This is a genomic window from Sphingomonas limnosediminicola, assembly GCF_039537965.1.
Lineage (GTDB): Bacteria > Pseudomonadota > Alphaproteobacteria > Sphingomonadales > Sphingomonadaceae > Sphingomicrobium > Sphingomicrobium limnosediminicola.
In genome coordinates this window covers 1,685,302-1,699,155 of sequence record NZ_BAABBM010000001.1, presented here as the reverse complement: position 1 = coordinate 1,699,155, position 13,854 = coordinate 1,685,302, and the positions used below count along the sequence as shown (strand labels likewise).

Sequence of the window (13,854 nt, the reverse complement as noted above, 5' to 3'; positions counted from 1 at the left end):
TAGGCGCCTTGCCATGAGTGCCGACACCAACCTGATGCCCATTGCGGGCGCGATCGACCCCGTGCCCGTGCCGCGGGCAACGACGGCGCGCGCCGACGGCCGGGTCGAGTTGGTCGGGCTATCGAAGGACAATATCCGCGCCGCATTCGAAGCGGCGGGGCTGGAGTCGAAGCAGGCGAAGCTTCGCGCCAAGCAAATCTGGCACTGGATTTACAACCGGGGCGTCAGCGATTTCGAGGCGATGAGCGACATCGCCAAGGCGCAACGGCCGTGGTTCAGCGAGCGCTTCGTCATCTCGAGGCCCGAGGTCGTCGAGGCCCAGGTGTCGTCTGACGGCACGCGCAAGTGGCTGCTGAAGACCCACGACGGCCACGATTTCGAGATGGTGTTCATCCCCGACGCCGACCGCGGGACTTTGTGCGTGTCGAGCCAGGTCGGCTGCACGCTCAATTGCCGCTTCTGCCACACCGGCACGATGGCGCTTGTGCGTAACCTCGAGCCGGCGGAGATCGTCGGTCAGGTGATGCTTGCCCGCGACGCGCTCGGCGAGTGGCCGAGCCAGCCGGAAGGCCGGATGCTCACCAACATCGTGATGATGGGCATGGGCGAGCCGCTCTACAATTTCGACAATGTCCGGGATGCGCTGAAGATTGTGATGGACGGCGACGGGCTGGGCCTGTCGCGGCGCCGGATCACGTTGTCTACGAGCGGCGTAGTGCCGATGATGGAGCGCGCGGGCGCGGAGATCGGCGTCAACCTTGCTGTGTCGCTGCATGCGGTGACCAAGGAAATTCGCGACGAGATCGTGCCCTTGAACCGCAAGTATGGGATCGAGCAGCTGCTCGAGGCCTGCGCGGCCTATCCGGGCGCGAACAACGCGCGGCGCATCACCTTCGAATATGTGATGCTGAAGGATAAGAACGACAGTGACGAGGATGCGCGCGAGCTGGTGCGGCTGATCCGCCATTATCGGCTGCCGGCCAAGGTCAACCTGATCCCGTTCAACCCGTGGGGCGGCGCGCCTTACGAATGTTCGACCGAGGAACGCATCAAGTCGTTCAGCAACATCATCTTCGAAGCCGGCATCTCGGCGCCGGTGCGCACGCCGCGCGGCCGCGATATCGACGCCGCGTGCGGGCAGCTCAAAACGGCGGCGGAGCGCAAGAAGCGCTCGCAGTCCGTCCGGGGGACGGACGAGAACGGTTCTTGGAGCCGCGAGGCGGCTTAGCCATGCTGTCGCCGGTACGCCGTGCTTTGGTCCGGCAAGTCCGCGCCACCTTCAATGATAAGTCGAAGGGCGAAAAGCCGATCCCGTCGTCGGATCAGGCGCTGTTCAAGCGCGGGTCGGTGATCTGGCGCGTGCATGGCGATGTGACGTCAATGATGGTCGGCGGGATTGCGGCGCTGCTGACGCAAATGCTCCATCCTAAGGCGCTGGCCGGCGTATGGGACCATAGCGACGTTGCCGAGGACCAGCTCGGACGGCTGCGGCGTACCGCGCGGTTCATCGCGGTCACGACCTACGGCCACCGCGACGACGCGATGCGCGTGATCGAGAAGGTGAAGTCGATTCACGAGCGGGTGAACGGGACGCTACCCGACGGGACCCCTTATCGCGCGACCGATCCATGGCTGCTGGCGTGGGTGCACCTCGCGGGCGCAATCAACTTTCTCGATGCGTGGCGGCGCTATGGCGAGCCGGGAATGAGCGTGTCGGATCAGGACCGCTATTTTGCCGAGAGCGGCGAAGTGGCGCGGCTGCTCGACGCCGATCCGGTACCGCAGACTCGCGACCAGGCTGATCGGCTGATCGCTGAATTCCGTGCCGAGCTGCGTGTTGACGAGAGAGCGCGTGCTTATCGCGACTTCGTACTCAAGGCGTCGACGCGTTCGGTGGCGGAAGCGCCGGTCCAGGCACTGCTTATGCGCGCCTCCGTCGATTTGATGCCGCCATTTGCCCGCCAAATGCATGGACTGTCGCGGCCGATCGTACCGCCAATCGTCCGCGGCGCGACGTTCGGCATGGCCCAAACCTTGCGCTGGGCGTTCGCAGGCGAAAATTATCGACGCGCAGACTGAATTGCGGGCGCGGCGCAAGCGTGGCAATCGGTGGCGATTGAGAACGGAGTGGCGTGGATGTCGCTGATTGGAACGCTCGTGAACAAGCTGCTCTCGACGGGCAGCATCACGCTGCATCGGCCGGGCAAGCCGCCGGAAACCTTCGGCAAGAAAGGCGGCAAGCACCTCACCGTCCGCTTCACCGACCGCAAGGTCGCCTTCGGCATTGTCAGGAACCCGCGGCTTGGGATTGGCGAAGCCTATATGGACGGGCGGGTGATCATCGAGGATGGGACGATCCTCGACCTTCTCGAGCTGATCGTCGGCGCGAACCGCTGGGAGGACAAGGGCGAAGGGCGAAGGGCGCTTAACGCCAGCAAGAATCCGCTCGCGAAGCTGCTCGCCAAGCGAAACGACCTGAAGCGCGCGCGCAAGAATGTCGCGCACCATTATGACCTCAAGGACGAGCTCTACGATCTCTTTCTCGACGACGACAAGCAATACAGTTGTGCCTATTTCACCGACCCCAAGAACAGCCTCGAGCAAGCGCAGGCCGACAAGAAGGCGCACATCGCGGCCAAGCTCGACCTGAAGCCGGGGCAGCGCGTGCTCGACATCGGCTGCGGCTGGGGCGGGATGGCGCTGTACCTGCACAAGGTCGCGGGGGTGGACGTTCTGGGCGTCACGCTTTCGGAACGGCAGCTCAAGGTCGCGCGCCAGCGGGCCAAAGCGGCTGGCGTGTCGGACCATGTGAAGTTCGAGCTGATCGATTATCGCCTGCTCGACGAGCAGTTCGACCGGATCGTGTCGGTCGGCATGTTCGAGCATGTCGGCGCCAAGCATTTTGACGAATTCTTCGCCAAACTACGGCAGTTGCTGAAGCCCGATGGCGCTGCGCTGGTGCACACGATCGGCAAGCTCGGCGGCGTTTCAAAGGGGCCGGACCCATTCACCGACAAATGGATTTTCCCGGGATACCATCTGCCGTCGATCAGCCAGATGACGGCGGCGAGCGAGGGTGCGCGCCTGATCGTCAGCGACCTCGAGATCCTCCGGCTGCATTATGCCTACACGCTGCGCCACTGGCTGGAGCGGGCGATTAAGGCGCGCGCTGAGATTGAAGCGATGTACGACGCGCGCTTCTTCCGAATGTGGGAATTCTACCTCGCCGGTGGGATCGTGATGTTCGAGAACGGCGCGGCCTGCAACTATCAGGTGCAGTACGTTCGCGACCGCCGTGCGCTGCCTATCACGCGCGATTACATGGCGGAGGCGGAAGCCCGATATCGCAAGCTGGGGGACGTGCCTGCAAAGCCGAAGAAGCTCGCCACGAAGAAGCCTCGCGCGGAGACGACCGAACTCGCCAAATAGAAGCGTGAGTCCCTAGCCGGGCTTATGTTCGCCCCGCATGCGCTGATGCATCTGCATGCGCTCTTCCGGCGTCAGCGTCCCGTCATGGTTGGTGTCGGCCATGTCGAAATGCTGGAGCGCGGCGGCGGTCATCTCCTGAAGCGTCACACGACCGTCGTGGTTCGCATCAGCGAGGTCGAACATGTGTCCGCCCATGCTCATCGCATGCATCCGCATGCCGGCACCGTCATGCATCTGACCGTCGGAATTGCGCATGACCATGACGCGATGCTCGCGAATCTCGGGCTTGGCGGCGAGATATTCCTGGCGGCTGATCACGCCGTCATGGTTGGCGTCGAGACGGTCAAACATCGCGCTGCGGTTGGGCAACGGCGGAAGGCCCTCAGCGCCCATCCCCTTCGCATGCATGCCATCCATCATCTTGGCGTGCGCTGCCTCAGCTTCGGCCTTGGTGACGAAACCGTCGTGGTTGGTATCGAGCATGGCGAACATGCGCTGGACGTGTGCCTGGACATCGGCGCGAGTCTGCGGGTGCGCCATCTTCATCGCCCGATCTGGGCGGACGGGGCGTTCCGGCGGAAGTGGCATGTATGGCGAAGTTGCCTGAACGCCGGCAGGCGCTGGCGGCGCGGACTGAGCGAAGGCCGAAGTCGTTCCGGCGATGGCGACGGCAGCAATGCTTCCGATGAAAAGTTTGCGCATGAGGTCTCTCCTCCCTCGTGAAGAGGGGAAGCTAATCCTCGCGACCTTACTGCTGGTTGAATGAAAATTTAGCGCCCGCGCCCTGGCGGCAGGGCGAACGGTTGCACGGCGATGTAACCCCAGCGTTCGACCGCTCCTGGCTGCCTGCTCTTCGAAAGCGCGGCCGGCATATCACCCGCCGGGTCGAAAATGCCGCTCTGCCGGGTTACGAGCCAGATCCTCGGCACGGCGCCGATCTTGGGATCGTTCGCGAAACCCGCTGCTTGCTGAGGCGTCAGCGACACGACGGCGGGCCAGCCGGCGCGGATCGGTCCCTTGAAGCTGAGGGTTGGAAAGGCTTCCGGAACTGCGCGCGTAACGCCTGGCAGCTTGATGCCTGTTGCCGCAATCGGCAGGGCGCTGTCTGCCGGGTAGAGCCAGACCTGATCGGCGGGCCCGACGTTGCGAGACAAATATGAAGCAGCGAGGTCCCAGCGCTCCGCCGCCGGGCGTAGCGAATAGACGAGCGCGGTGGGAAGCAGGGTGATGCAGATGGCGGCGGTCAGCCACTGGCGTTCTTTGGCCGAAGGCGTGCGTGCGATCGCGGCCCCCATGGCGAGGTAGCCAGGGATGAGCGTCGCCGAGAGCGTGCGCGCGAGGAAGATCGGGATGAACAAGGCCGAGATGATCGCAGCGATGAGCGGCGGTGCAAGCCACAGGATCAATGTGACGCGCTTTGCACTCCACCCTTGTGCTTTCCAGCCCGTTTCCATTGCACGCTTGATCAGCACTGCCATGGCCATCGCAGTCACCGCAGTGCCGATGGACAGCGCCTCGACGGGCACAGTGTAGAGCGCCAGAAGCTGCGGGAAGAACAGGGCCGGCTCCCAGGCCAGCCAGTTCGCTCCCCAGTCGCCGGCGCGCGCCGCGATCATCATCAGACATGGAAGATAGGCGAGCGCGATTGCCCCTGCGGTGCAGGCACCTCGAATCAGCCGTTGCCGGCTTACCGGCGCCTGCAGCCAGGACGGCGCCAAGGCGAGGGCAAGCGCGAGGGCGTAGAGCAGGCCGAGGCCGTGTGCCCACAAGCTGAGCTCCGTTCCTGAAGCGAGCAGGAGCCAGGATGACCATTCGCCCGAGCCGCCCCCGGCGAATTGCCGTCGCAAGCGAAACAGGCCCAGGATCGCGATCGAAAAAGCAAAAGCGACGAGAGGATAAGGGCGGACTTCCTGCCCTGTCGTGATGAGCATCGGCGAGCAGGCCGCGAGGAAGGCGGCGACGCCCGCGCGCAATAGCGGCCGCCCGGTTTCGTCCTGCCGTTCTTGCTCGAGCCCGATGGCGATCACGATCGGGATCGTCGCGATGGCGAACAGCAATGAAAGGCTGCGAAGCGCGAACGAGCTGTCGCCCGCGATCCAGCGCCAGGTCTTCAGCAGCGAATAATAGAATGGGGGGTGGACTTCGTAGGTCGGCACCACCGTCCATAAATAATGGAAGCTCTGCGAAGAGAACCACTGGCTGAAGGCTTCATCCAGCCAGAGCGGGCGCGAGCCAATGTGGCCGAGGCGCATGAGCAGGGCGAGGGTCGTCAGGCCAACGACAAGGCTCGTCGCGTTCACGCGACCGGGGAAACGGAAGCGCGGAAGATCGAGCGAAGTGGTGGAAGCGGCGTCCATCGTGACGGATCGACTAATGGAGCTATGGTTAACAGGCTGTAATTCGGGGCCTCGTCGCATGGACAATTGGCATCATGCCGCTAGTGACCGCGCGGCTACGGTTACAGGCATATGACGATGGGGGCAGAAATCCGCTCGGCGAACGAGACGCGGGACGCTCTTCCCTGGTGGGAGCAGCGTTGGTTTCTCGCGCTCGTCGTCGCCGCGACGATGATTCCCTTGCTCTACCCGCGCATTCCGCCGCTAGTGGACCTGTTCGGGCATATCGGCCGCTACCGGGTCGAGCTCGACCTCGATCGGTCGCCGTTCCTCCAGCAATATTACGGTTATCACTGGGCGCTGATCGGCAATCTCGGCGTCGACGTTCTCGTCTACATCCTCGGTCCGATCATGGGCATTGAGCCGGCGGTGAAGGCGATCGTCCTGTCGATCCCGCCACTGACGGCGATCGGGTTCCTGTGGGTCGCGCGCGAAGTGCACGGGCGGGTGCCGCCGACGGCCTTTTTCGCTTTGCCGTTCATCTACGGCTTCCCGTTCATGTTCGGCTTCGTCAATTTCACCTTGTCGGTGGCGCTGGCGTTCCTGGCGTTCGGCCTGTGGCTGCGGCTCGGGCGGCTCGAATATACCAAGCTTCGCAGCTGGCTGTTCGTGCCAATCTCGCTGATCGTCTTCTTCTGTCACACCTATGGCTGGGGCCTGCTCGGGCTGATGTGCTTCTCGGCAGACGCGGTGCGGCTGCACGACCGAGGGCGGAGCTGGTGGCGGGCTGGACTGGAGGCCGCGCTCCATTGCTCGGTGATGCTGTTGCCGCTGCTCGTCATGCTGATCTGGCGCAGCGAGACGCATGGCGGCGGGGTCACCGGCTGGTTCGAATGGCAGCAGAAATGGCGCTGGCTCTACTCGGCGCTGCGCGACCGCTGGGAAGTCTTCGACAAGATCTCGCTCGGCTTTGCGGTGTTCGTCTTTCTGTTCGCCATTTTCAACCGCAAGCTGACGCTGTCGCGCAACCTCGCCTTCAGCGCGATCGTGCTCGCCGTCTCGTTCGCGATTCTGCCGAAGATCATCTTCGGCTCCGCTTATGCCGACATGCGGCTGGTGCCTTATCTGTTCGCGGTCGCGTTGCTGGCTATCCGCTTCAAGGGGCCGACGGACGTCCGGTTGGGCCATGTGCTCGCGGTCGTCGGCCTGTTGTTCTTCGCCGGGCGCACTGCCGCGAATACCGCGAGCCTGGGCATCGCCGCGGCGGACCAGAATGCGAAGTTGGAGGCGATCGACCATATGGAGCGCGGGGCGCGCGTGGCGTCCTTTTTCGCACTGCCGTGCACCCTGTGGTGGCCGCTACCACGCAACAGCCACATCGGCGGCATCGTCATCGAGCGGCGCGAAGGCTTTTCTAACGATCATTGGCTGATGGAGGGCGTGAACCTGATGGAGTTGCGCTACACGGCGCCCGGCTCTTTCGCCTATGACCCGTCGGAGGTCGTCCGTCCGAACCTCTGTCATGACGGGCTTCATCGCCAAATCGACCAGGCGCTGCGCGAAGTCCCCAAGGACAAGTTCGACTATATCTGGCTGAACGATGTCGGCGAATATGACCCGGCCTTGGTCGCCGACATGCATGAGGTCTGGCGCGGGCCGGGCTCCGTCCTCTATCGAACGAAACCATGACCCCGGCGCTTTCGATCGTCGTCCCATGCTTCAACGAAGAAGGCTGCATCGGCACGCTCCATGAGCGGCTGAGCGCGGCCGCGCGCAAGACGGCCGGCGACGGCTACGAGATCGTGCTGGTCAACGACGGGTCGAAGGACCGCAGCTGGGAGATGATGCGCGAGCTGGCTTCGCGCGATGCCCACGTCATCGCGATCAACCTGTCGCGCAATCACGGGCACCAGCTGGCACTGACGGCCGGTCTCGATCTCTGCCGGGGCGAGACAATCCTGATCATCGACGCGGATCTTCAGGACCCGCCCGAGCTGTTGCCGGAGATGATGAAGGTGCTGCGCGAACAGCAGGCCGACGTGGTCTACGGAGTTCGCAAGAGCCGGCGAGGCGAGACGGCGTTCAAGCGCGCAACTGCGCACGGCTTCTATCGCTTGCTGTCGCGCGCGACCGAGGTCGAGATTCCGCTCGACGCCGGTGATTTCCGGCTGATGAGCCGACGCGCCCTCGATGCCTTGCTCGCGATGCCGGAACAGGCGCGGTTCATTCGCGGGATGGTGGCGTGGATCGGCTTCCGGCAGGTCCCGTTCGCCTATGACCGCGACGAGCGCTTTGCCGGCGAGACCAAATATCCGTTGAAGAAGATGGTGCGGTTTGCGCTCGACGCGCTGACCGGCTTCTCTTCGGCGCCGCTGAAGCTGGCCAGCCTCGCGGGCTTCGCGCTCGCGATCGGTTCGGTGCTGCTGATCCTCTACATCGCTTATGCCTGGCTCGCGGGGCGGATCATCCCCGGCTGGACGTCACTGATGCTGGTCGTCGTGGTGCTTGGCTCGGTGCAGATGTTCGTGCTGGCGCTGATGGGCGAATATATTGGCCGGCTCTACAATGAATCGAAGCATCGGCCGCTGTATATCGTGCAGGAAGTCGCTGGTGACGAGCGACACGAAGCGCGGCTTGGTTATGTTGCCGACGCGACGGCGAAGAGCGAGAGACCGGGCGGCAAAGGCAAGCGCGCGATCAAGTGACGTTCTGCGGCGAAGCTCTTTTCGAGCGCCGCGTTGAGCGCCGCGGGCGGAAGCTTCAGATCGACATCTTCTTTTCCGCGCAGTTTTGACGATAGGCGCTCCGCAACCGCGACCGGGAAAAGTAGGCTGTTGAAATAGCCGACGCGCTCTAGCTTCAGCGGCGAGGCCTCAATCAGCTTCTTCAGCCGGCGCTTCGAATAGCGGCGCTTGTGGTGATTCACGACATCGTGCGCCGACCACATCCATTGATGCGCGGGCACGGTCATGATGAACCGGCCGCCGGGCTTCAGGAGCTTGGCGATGGACGCGATCGCTGCCTGGTCGTCGTCGATATGCTCGATCACATCGAACGCCCCGACTAGGTCGAAGCTGCCTTCGGGGACGCCGGCCAGTTCGGGCAGCGGCGCGCTCATGACCGAGCGGCCGAGGCGGCCTTCGGCGATCGATCGGGCTTGCTCGTCCAGCTCAAGTGCCTCGACGTTTCCAAATTGACCGAGCATCGGCAAATTGTGGCCGGTGCCGCAGCCGATCTCGAGGATGTGGGCGCCCTTGGGCGGGTTCACCATCCGTTCAATGAGCGCCGCAAGAACTTCGCGACGGGCGCGGTACCACCAGTGCTTCTGGTCGTATTCTGCCATTTGGTCGTAGACCGAGCGTTCCATCAGCGAAAAACCCACTGTCGGTTGAGCGTGAAGGTGACGGCCGGAGTCACGAACAGCATCGGGACAATCGGCGCCGCCCGGCCCCATTGCAGGTAGGTGAAGAGAAACCATACCCAGAAGCTGTTGAGCGCATAGCTGATCAGCGACACGGTCACGAAGCGTACCTTCGTCGCATGAGTCCGCTCGGACCCGTGGCCGCGAAAGCTCCACTTGCTGTGCATCACGTAGCCGGTGGCCATCGCCATGAGATAGGCGAGCACGTTGCCGAACTGTGGATGCCAGCGCAGGACGAGCGCGACGATGGCGTAGACGCCGACGCCGAGTGCGGTGACGATCCCGCCGCTGATGATGAAGCGGGCGAGCTGCGCGAGGACGTCGCGGCGTTCGGGGGATAAACTCGAAAGCATTGGATTACGGGCGGATTAAACCTTCAGGCCGGCTGCTTGCCGTTTACGATTGCGCGGCTACAGCGCGAAACGTGGAAGGGCGCAAGGATCAAGAGGTGGAAGCGCGCGTGCTCGCGTTCGTCGAGCAGCGGTGGAAGCTCGTCGTCCTGCTTTTCTGGCTAGGCTTTTGCTGCTGGCTGATTTTCCAGCATTACGACGACATCCGCTGGTTCCGGCTGGGTGACACCGACGACAATATGCGGATGATGCAGGTCCGTGGACTGCTTCATGGGCAGGGCTGGTTCGACCTTCGCCAGTATCACATGAACGCACCCTACGGCGCCAACATCCATTGGTCGCGGCTGGTTGATCTGCCGATCGCCGCGCTGATCCTGGGGCTTCGGCCGTTCCTCGGCGGGGCTGGCGCCGAGCGCTGGGCGGTCGGGATCGCGCCGCTGCTGCCTTATTTGCTGCTCGTTTTCTCAGTGACGCTGACGGTGCGGCGGCTGGTCGATCCGCGCGCCTATCCGTTCGTGCTGGTGGCGATGTTCTTCGCGGCGTCGACCAACGGCATGTTCATGCCGGAGCGCATAGACCATCACGGCTGGCAACTCGCGCTGTTGGCGCTTGGCATTTCGGCGATCGCCGACCCAAAGCGCAGGCGCGGCGGCGTGGTGCTGGGCATCTCGACGGCGCTCTCACTGGCAATCGGGCTGGAGATGCTCATCTACCTTGCCCTGCTTGCCGCCGCAGCGGTGCTGTTCTGGGTCGATGACTCAGATGAGCGCGAGCGAATGCGCGCCTATGCGGTTGCGCTCGGCGGGGGCACCGGGCTGGCGTTCCTCATCTTCGCGTCGAACGACAATCGCGGGGCAGTATGCGATGCCTTGTCGCCGGTCTGGCTGTCCGATGCGCTGATCGGGAGTGCGTTGCTCTACGGCATGTCGCTACTGAAGGTCGGCGACTGGAAGAAAAGGTTCGGTCTTGCCGTGCTGGCTGGGCTGATCGTCGCTGGATTCCATGCGTCGATGTGGCCGCACTGCCTGCAACGGCTGGAGGGCGTGTCACCCGAAGTCGACCGGCTGTGGCTGAGCCACGTCAAGGAAGCGCGCCCATTCTACCGCCACGGCTGGCGCATCGCGACGTTGATCATCGCCCTCCCAATCACCGGACTGATCGGCTGGGGGCTGTTGGCGTGGATCCGGCGCGGCGACCGGGATCGGCTTCGGCGAGTGCTCGGCGCGATGGCGCCGGCATTTGCCGCGACGGCGCTTCTGTTCTGGCAGACCCGCACGGGGCCGGCAGCGCAGATGATGGCGACGGTTGGCTGTGCCGCGCTCGGCTGGTTCTTTTTCCCACGGACGTGGAATTCGCGACAGTCGGTAGTCCGAGTATTCGGGTCGGTCCTCGCCGTCACTGTCGCAGCGGGCGCGGCTGTCCCCTTCATCGTCGGCTTCATCCCGGAGGAGAAGGCCAAGCCGGGCGGCGCGGCGATCGGCAAGGCCAACGCATTATGCGGGTCCCTGTGGGGGCTGAAGCCGGTGGCACTCCAGCCCAAGGGCGTCGTGTTCACATTTGTCGACCTAGGACCGCGGCTGATTACCGTAACGCCGCATTATTCGATCACGGGCCCATATCACCGCAACGGCCAGCAGATCGCCGATGTGATGAACACCTTCCGCGGCAGCGCAGATCAGGCGCATCGCCTCATCACCAAATACCGGTCGAACTATCTACTAATCTGCCCCAACAGCTCGACGACGACGATCTTCATGTCGGAGGCGCCGCAGGGCTTCTACGCGCAGCTTCAGCGCAATCAGGTGCCGAGCTGGCTGAGCCCGGTCGACCTCGGCAAGGATTCGCCGTTCAGGATGTGGCGCGTCGTCGGTTAGGCGAGCGTGGGGAAGCTCTGCTTCAATCCATCGATGACGAACTGCGCGGCGAGCGCCGCCAGAATCACGCCGAGGATGCGGGTGATGACAGCTTCGATCTTCTCACCGATGAAGCGCATCAGCGGGCCGGCGGCGAGCAGGGTGACCAGCGTCATCGCCATAACAACGGTGATGGCGGCGAGCACGATCAGGATATGGATCGTGGTTTCGGCGCGCGAGATCCACAGCATCGCGCTGGCGATCGAGCCGGGGCCGGCGATCATCGGCATGGCCATCGGGAAGACGCTGATGTCGTCCGCTTCGGGCGTGCCTTCGATGGAATGAGCGCGCGTCTCGCGGCGTTCGGTGCGCTTTTCGAACACCATCTCAACCGCGATGTAAAAGAGCAGGATGCCGCCCGCGATGCGGAAGCTGGCAAGGCTGATGCCGAGCGCGTGCAGCATCGGCCGCCCCAGCAACGCAAAGAACATCAGGATCGCCCAGGCGATGACGCACGAGCGAACCGCCATCGAGTTGCGCTCGGTGCGCGAGGCGCCGCGCGTCAGGCTGGCGAAGATCGGCGCGCAGCCGGGCGGGTCGATAATGACGAGGAAGGTTACGAGCGCCGAGCCGAACAGCTCGATCATGGCGCCGGGATCTCGTTGTAAAGCACCTGCGCGTAGCGAACGCCGTTCCACAGATAGACGCGGAGGGTGCGCACACCTTTCTTGTCGACCTTCCAGTCCCAGCCGAGCGTACGGTCGGCGGATTGGCCGCGGCCATTGTCCTCGGGCGTCGTCCGCGCCTGCTTTGCCGTCAACGCGGGCGGCGGAGCGATCGGCGGACCGGGCGCGCGCGTGCTGCAGGCGGCGCGCTGGATGCGCGGCTTCATGTTCGGCGCCGCGCCGCCTTTCAGCGGTCCGCCGCCGTCATAGGCCCAGCGCCAATCCTGTCGTTCGCGTTGCCAGACGGTGGTGAAATAACCGCCAGCCTTGCCGTCGACGCCGAACCAGGGGCCGGTGTTCACGGCGGTCCGCCCGTCGCAGGAAACGAAGCTCGCGCTCGGCCGCCAGGTGATCGCCTTGGGCGGGTCCTTCTTGTCCCTCAGGAAATCGCGCGCCCAGACCGCTTGGGGCGTGAACATCACTGCGTCCTTGTCCGACCATTTGCGGAAAGCAGTCCATTGGCCGACGCGCTGCGCGTCGCGGGCGAATGCATATTCGGCATCGACAGCAGTCGGCGTGGCGGCTGCGGCTAGAAAAAGTGCGGCGATCATAGGCCCTCCGGATTTGGGAGCCCCGCACGGCGGTGCGCGGCGACGACGGTATTGCGAAGCAGGCAGGCGATGGTCATCGGCCCGACGCCGCCCGGGACAGGCGTGATGGCACCGGCGACTTCCATCGCTTCACTGGATGCAACGTCGCCAAGCAGCTTACGGGTCCCATCCGCCTGCTCGACGCGCTCCTGCCCGACGTCGATGACGGTCGCGCCGGGCTTCAGCCAATTGCCGCGAATCAGCTCCGGCCGGCCGACAGCGGCAACCACGATGTCGGCGCGGCGGACGGCGGCGGGCAGATCCTTGGTGCGCGAATGGGCGACGGTGACGGTACAGCTTGCCTGGATCAGAAGCTGCGCCATCGGCTTGCCGACGATGTTCGACCGGCCGACGACGATGGCGTCGAGGCCGCTAAGGTCGCCTAGCTCGTGCTGAAGCAGCATCAGGCAACCGAGCGGGGTGCACGGCACCAAGCCCTCCAACCCGATGGAAAGCCGTCCGGCGTTCATCGGATGAAAACCGTCGACATCCTTTTCCGGATCGATCCGCTGAATGACTTCCTGTTCGTCGATATGCTTCGGCAGCGGCATTTGGACGAGGATGCCGTCCACGGCGGGGTCGGCGTTAAGCTCATCGACCAGCGCCATCAGCTGGCCCTGCGAGACATCGGCGAGCAGCTTGTGCTCGAAGCTTTCCATGCCCGCTTCGCGTGTCGCCTTGGCTTTCGAGCGGACGTAGGCGGCGCTCGGGGGATGTTCGCCGACAAGAACGACAGCGAGACCCGGCTGCCGGCCCTGGCTCGACGCAAAGCTGGCAGCGACGCCGGCGACGCGCTCGCGAAGACCGGCTGCGAAGGCTTTCCCGTCGATCAGTCGTGCGGTCATGCGACCCCGAAATATTGCATCAGAACGCCCTGCAGGAGCTTCCGAAGCACCTGGATCACGATCAGGATTACGAGCGGTGAAAAGTCGATCCCGCCGAAATCCGGAAGGATGCGGCGGATTGGACGATAGATCGGCGCCGTCATGCGTTCGAGCGCGAGGATGAAGTTGCGCACGCCGTTCGAATGAACGTTGAGTACATTGAAGGCGATCAGCCAGCTGAGGATGACCTGGCCGATGATGATCCAGGTAATGAGCTTGAGCAGTAGATCGGCGATTCCGACGAGTGCGTATACCATCGCGGCGGC

General features: G+C 64.0%; 14 protein-coding genes. 6 read left to right on the top strand and 8 right to left on the bottom strand.

Translation table 11 applies throughout. The features are described 5' to 3' along the window. Positions 1 to 13: 13 nt before the first annotated feature. The 3 genes from rlmN to ABD704_RS08500 are packed head-to-tail and all read left to right on the top strand — an operon-like array spanning position 14 to position 3,429. Positions 14 to 1,228, top strand: coding sequence for a dual-specificity RNA methyltransferase RlmN (gene rlmN / locus ABD704_RS08510; protein WP_344699251.1), 1,215 nt, complete (start codon positions 14 to 16; stop codon positions 1,226 to 1,228). Between the two features lie 2 nt (positions 1,229 to 1,230). After that, the gene (locus tag ABD704_RS08505; protein WP_344699250.1) at positions 1,231 to 2,079 is read left to right on the top strand and encodes an oxygenase MpaB family protein; all 849 of its coding nucleotides are present in this window, start codon (positions 1,231 to 1,233) and stop codon (positions 2,077 to 2,079) included. Positions 2,080 to 2,136: 57 nt separating this feature from the next. Next, the gene (locus ABD704_RS08500) at positions 2,137 to 3,429 is read left to right on the top strand and encodes a class I SAM-dependent methyltransferase (RefSeq protein ID WP_344699249.1); all 1,293 of its coding nucleotides are present in this window, start codon (positions 2,137 to 2,139) and stop codon (positions 3,427 to 3,429) included. Positions 3,430 to 3,441: 12 nt separating this feature from the next. Here ABD704_RS08500 and ABD704_RS08495 read toward each other — a convergent pair whose 3' ends face one another. Further along, complete coding sequence (locus ABD704_RS08495; protein WP_344699248.1) at positions 3,442 to 4,131, bottom strand: EF-hand domain-containing protein; 690 nt, start codon at positions 4,129 to 4,131, stop codon at positions 3,442 to 3,444. A gap of 68 nt (positions 4,132 to 4,199) precedes the next feature. Continuing rightward, positions 4,200 to 5,786, bottom strand: coding sequence for a glycosyltransferase family 39 protein (locus ABD704_RS08490; RefSeq protein ID WP_344699247.1), 1,587 nt, complete (start codon positions 5,784 to 5,786; stop codon positions 4,200 to 4,202). Positions 5,787 to 5,903: 117 nt separating this feature from the next. On the opposite strand from ABD704_RS08490, the gene ABD704_RS08485 reads away from it, so the two are divergent. Together ABD704_RS08485 and ABD704_RS08480 are read left to right on the top strand one after the other, a co-directional pair. Then, positions 5,904 to 7,454, top strand: coding sequence for a hypothetical protein (locus ABD704_RS08485; RefSeq protein WP_344699246.1), 1,551 nt, complete (start codon positions 5,904 to 5,906; stop codon positions 7,452 to 7,454). Continuing rightward, positions 7,451 to 8,470 (top strand): glycosyltransferase family 2 protein, encoded by a 1,020-nt coding sequence (locus ABD704_RS08480; RefSeq protein ID WP_344699245.1) that lies wholly within the window; start codon positions 7,451 to 7,453, stop codon positions 8,468 to 8,470. The genes ABD704_RS08485 and ABD704_RS08480 overlap by 4 nt, the downstream gene beginning before the upstream one ends. Here ABD704_RS08480 and ABD704_RS08475 read toward each other — a convergent pair. Continuing rightward, a complete protein-coding gene (locus tag ABD704_RS08475) occupies positions 8,404 to 9,108 on the bottom strand; it encodes a class I SAM-dependent methyltransferase (RefSeq protein ID WP_344699244.1) in 705 nt (234 codons plus the stop codon). The genes ABD704_RS08480 and ABD704_RS08475 overlap by 67 nt on opposite strands. 23 nt (positions 9,109 to 9,131) lie before the next feature. Next, positions 9,132 to 9,539, bottom strand: coding sequence for a GtrA family protein (locus tag ABD704_RS08470; protein ID WP_344699243.1), 408 nt, complete (start codon positions 9,537 to 9,539; stop codon positions 9,132 to 9,134). A 71-nt stretch (positions 9,540 to 9,610) separates the two neighbouring features. Here ABD704_RS08470 and ABD704_RS08465 point away from each other — a divergent pair, with 71 nt between their 5' ends. After that, complete coding sequence (locus tag ABD704_RS08465) at positions 9,611 to 11,410, top strand: AcrB/AcrD/AcrF family protein (protein WP_344699242.1); 1,800 nt, start codon at positions 9,611 to 9,613, stop codon at positions 11,408 to 11,410. On the opposite strand, the gene ABD704_RS08460 is transcribed toward ABD704_RS08465, so the two are convergent. Genes ABD704_RS08460 through ABD704_RS08445 form a run of 4 tightly spaced genes read right to left on the bottom strand, consistent with a single transcriptional unit; the run spans position 11,407 to position 13,845 of the window. Then, positions 11,407 to 12,036: a MarC family protein gene (locus tag ABD704_RS08460; protein ID WP_344699241.1), complete on the bottom strand. Its 630-nt coding sequence runs from the start codon at positions 12,034 to 12,036 to the stop codon at positions 11,407 to 11,409. The two genes, ABD704_RS08465 and ABD704_RS08460, sit on opposite strands and share 4 nt — an antisense overlap. After that, entirely contained in the window at positions 12,033 to 12,665 is a 633-nt protein-coding gene (locus ABD704_RS08455; RefSeq protein ID WP_344699240.1) for a hypothetical protein, read from the bottom strand. The genes ABD704_RS08460 and ABD704_RS08455 overlap by 4 nt, the downstream gene beginning before the upstream one ends. Then, entirely contained in the window at positions 12,662 to 13,549 is an 888-nt protein-coding gene (gene folD, locus ABD704_RS08450) for a bifunctional methylenetetrahydrofolate dehydrogenase/methenyltetrahydrofolate cyclohydrolase FolD (protein WP_344699239.1), read from the bottom strand. Before folD ends, ABD704_RS08455 begins: the two co-directional genes overlap by 4 nt. Further along, entirely contained in the window at positions 13,546 to 13,845 is a 300-nt protein-coding gene (locus ABD704_RS08445) for a YggT family protein (RefSeq protein ID WP_344699238.1), read from the bottom strand. Before ABD704_RS08445 ends, folD begins: the two co-directional genes overlap by 4 nt. Positions 13,846 to 13,854 lie beyond the last annotated feature (9 nt).

Coding starts and splice junctions, on each gene's coding strand:
- rlmN (WP_344699251.1), top strand. CDS start 14: ATGAGTGCCGACACCAACCTGATGCCCATTGCGGGCGCGATCGACCCC.
- ABD704_RS08505 (WP_344699250.1), top strand. CDS start 1,231: ATGCTGTCGCCGGTACGCCGTGCTTTGGTCCGGCAAGTCCGCGCCACC.
- ABD704_RS08500 (WP_344699249.1), top strand. CDS start 2,137: ATGTCGCTGATTGGAACGCTCGTGAACAAGCTGCTCTCGACGGGCAGC.
- ABD704_RS08495 (WP_344699248.1), bottom strand. CDS start 4,131: ATGCGCAAACTTTTCATCGGAAGCATTGCTGCCGTCGCCATCGCCGGA.
- ABD704_RS08490 (WP_344699247.1), bottom strand. CDS start 5,786: ATGGACGCCGCTTCCACCACTTCGCTCGATCTTCCGCGCTTCCGTTTC.
- ABD704_RS08485 (WP_344699246.1), top strand. CDS start 5,904: ATGGGGGCAGAAATCCGCTCGGCGAACGAGACGCGGGACGCTCTTCCC.
- ABD704_RS08480 (WP_344699245.1), top strand. CDS start 7,451: ATGACCCCGGCGCTTTCGATCGTCGTCCCATGCTTCAACGAAGAAGGC.
- ABD704_RS08475 (WP_344699244.1), bottom strand. CDS start 9,108: ATGGCAGAATACGACCAGAAGCACTGGTGGTACCGCGCCCGTCGCGAA.
- ABD704_RS08470 (WP_344699243.1), bottom strand. CDS start 9,539: ATGCTTTCGAGTTTATCCCCCGAACGCCGCGACGTCCTCGCGCAGCTC.
- ABD704_RS08460 (WP_344699241.1), bottom strand. CDS start 12,036: ATGATCGAGCTGTTCGGCTCGGCGCTCGTAACCTTCCTCGTCATTATC.
- ABD704_RS08455 (WP_344699240.1), bottom strand. CDS start 12,665: ATGATCGCCGCACTTTTTCTAGCCGCAGCCGCCACGCCGACTGCTGTC.
- folD (WP_344699239.1), bottom strand. CDS start 13,549: ATGACCGCACGACTGATCGACGGGAAAGCCTTCGCAGCCGGTCTTCGC.
- ABD704_RS08445 (WP_344699238.1), bottom strand. CDS start 13,845: ATGGTATACGCACTCGTCGGAATCGCCGATCTACTGCTCAAGCTCATT.